3 protein-coding genes are annotated in these 2,407 nt (G+C 73.8%); 2 read left to right on the top strand and 1 reads right to left on the bottom strand.

The window, feature by feature from the left end:
* Positions 1-36: 36 nt before the first annotated feature.
* A complete protein-coding gene (locus ACYVE9_RS23180; RefSeq protein ID WP_461029833.1) occupies positions 37-1,197 on the bottom strand; it encodes an FUSC family protein in 1,161 nt (386 codons plus the stop codon).
* Between the two features lie 374 nt (positions 1,198-1,571).
* Here ACYVE9_RS23180 and ACYVE9_RS23185 point away from each other — a divergent pair, with 374 nt between their 5' ends.
* Both ACYVE9_RS23185 and ACYVE9_RS23190 read left to right on the top strand, forming a co-directional pair.
* Positions 1,572-2,135, top strand: coding sequence for a hemerythrin domain-containing protein (locus ACYVE9_RS23185; RefSeq protein WP_461029834.1), 564 nt, complete (start codon positions 1,572-1,574; stop codon positions 2,133-2,135).
* Positions 2,136-2,239: 104 nt separating this feature from the next.
* Positions 2,240-2,407, top strand: a 168-nt coding sequence (locus tag ACYVE9_RS23190; protein WP_461029835.1) for an alanine racemase, incomplete at its 3' end; no start/stop codon positions are given.

Raw genomic sequence — 2,407 nt, forward strand, 5'->3', positions numbered from 1 at the left:
GGCACGGACGGGCTCCCGCGGCGGCCGGCCGGCGGCTCAGGTGCGGAGCTGCCGGGAGAGGCGGCGGGCCTCGGCGAGCAGCGGGCCGAGCAGTTCCACGTCGGCCGAGTCCGGCGCGGGCAGCTCTCCGAACTGCTGGTGGAGTTGGTCGTGGGCGGCGTCCATCCGCTCCACGGCCTCGGCGAGGTCCTGCTGGCCGCTCTCCTCGTCGCTGACGGTGGACTCTCCGTAGGTGGTGACCGCCCGCGCCACGACCCGGAGGAAGTCCGCGTAGGTGTCGGCCAGCCCGAGCACCGGGTATCCGTCCTCCCTGCGGCTTTCGGCGGCCTCCAGCAGGGTGCGCGTCATGTCCCTGATGTGGTCGCTGACGTGCCACAGCGTGTTCACGACGTCGTGGGTCGAGATGTCGGTCGCGAACCCGGGCAGCCTGCGCCGGTAGGTGAGGTTCATGCGCATGCTCTCCTGGCTCCACTCCAGTGCCGACCGCACGTCCTCGACGCGTTGCGGCAGCCGGTCCGCCCGGTCGAACCAGCGCTGTGCGCGTTCCGGGTCCAGTCCCTCGCTCAGCCCGTCGGCCATCTCGTCGAGTACCGCGCCGGCCTCCCGGGTCATGCCGAGCAGGGTCTCCTCGCTGCTGCGCAGATAGGCCGGCGGGAACACCAGCGCGTTGACCGCGATCCCCACCACGGCGCCGATCAGCGCGGCGAGGACCCGCTCGACACTGACCATCAGCGTCAGGTCGCCACCGGTCACGGCGAAGATCGCCGAGGTGGCCACGGCGATGCCCTGGCCGCCGAAGCGCGGCCAGTTGCCGATCAGCAGCGTCACCGGCAGCACCAGCGCGAGCGCGATCACGGTGTGGCCCACGGTCAGGGCGGTGCCGGTGGCCAGCGCCGTGCCCAGCAGGATGGCGGCAGCCTGCCGCACGCCCTGCGACACGGAGCGGTAGACGGTGGCCTGCACCAGCACCACCGCCACCCAGGGCGCCATCAGCGACAGGGTGTCCGGCAGCCACCAGGACGCCAGCGCCCAGGCGGCCAGCGCGGCCAGCGCGCTCTTGAGCGACTGCACGAGCAGGTCGCGTTCCCGGCCCGACTGCCGCACCGCCCGCACGGCCGCCGACCACACGTAGCGGGCTTCGGCCCGGACCGTCTTCGCGGCGTGCCGCATCGGGCTGCTCTTCGCTTCGGGGGACATCACACACCTTGGGGGCACGGGGTCGGGGTGTCTGCGGAGGGGCCCGCCCGGGGCGCCGGGTACCGGGACACGTACGGGGAGCGGAAGACCGTCCGGTCGACCGGGACGCCGTCCGGGGGCAGCGTCCCGGTACCCACTCCGGGCCGACTGAGTCCGGGCGCCGGCCGTGCCCCACCGTGGCCCTGGCCACACCGCCCCCGGCGCGTGCGGCCCCGTGCGTCCCGCCCGTCCTCCCGGCGCCCCGCCGTCCGTCCGCGGCGGGACCGGCCGGTGCATCGGCGGCACGTTCCGCGTTACAGCGGGCCGGCACGGGATACCCGAACCGGTGTCAGCCCGCACGGCGGGAGACCGACCCAGAGGGGAAACCGTAAGCAATGGGACACGGCGGCAACGTCATCGACGAACTGGTCACCGACCACCGCGAGGTGGAGGACATCTTCGGGCGCATCGACGGCCTGCCCGTGGGGGACAAGGACCGCAAGACGTACGTGGAGCAGGCGACCATCGAACTGGTCCGGCACTCCGTCGCGGAGGAGGCCTACCTCTACCCGGCCGTCCGTGAGTACCTGCCCGACGGCGACGTGATCGCCGACAAGGAGCTCAAGGAGCACGCGACCGCCGAGCAGATTATGAAGGACCTGGAGGGGGTCGAGCCGGGCGACCCGGAGTTCGACCGGCTCACCGGCAAGCTCATGGAGGAGATCCGCGCCCACGTCGCCGACGAGGAGCAGAACCTCTTCCCCCGGCTGCGGGCCGCCGCCGGTGAGGAGAAGCTCAACGAACTGGGCGACCAGGTGCGCCGGGCCAAGAGCATGGCTCCCACCCGCCCGCACCCGAGCGCGCCCGACACGCCGCCGGCCAACAAGCTGCTGGCCCCCGGCGTCGGTCTCGTCGACCGCATGCGCGACGCCGTCACGGGCCGCGGCAAGACGGACTGAGGCCACGCGCCCGCCGCACCCGTACCGAACGTCCACCCGTCCCCGCCGGGCCGCCCCGGCGGGGACGCGGGCGTCCCGCGCCGCGGCCCTGAGACACTGGACCGGTGAACACCGCACCACACGCGCGGCCCAGGCTGCGCGCCGACATCGACCTCGACGCCCTGCGCGCCAACGTGCGCGCCCTGCGCGCCCATGCGTCCGGTGCCGAGGTGATGGCCGTGGTGAAGGCCGACGGCTACGGTCACGGCGCGCTGCCCTGCGCGCGGGCGGCC

Source organism: Streptomyces sparsus, from assembly GCF_054776295.1.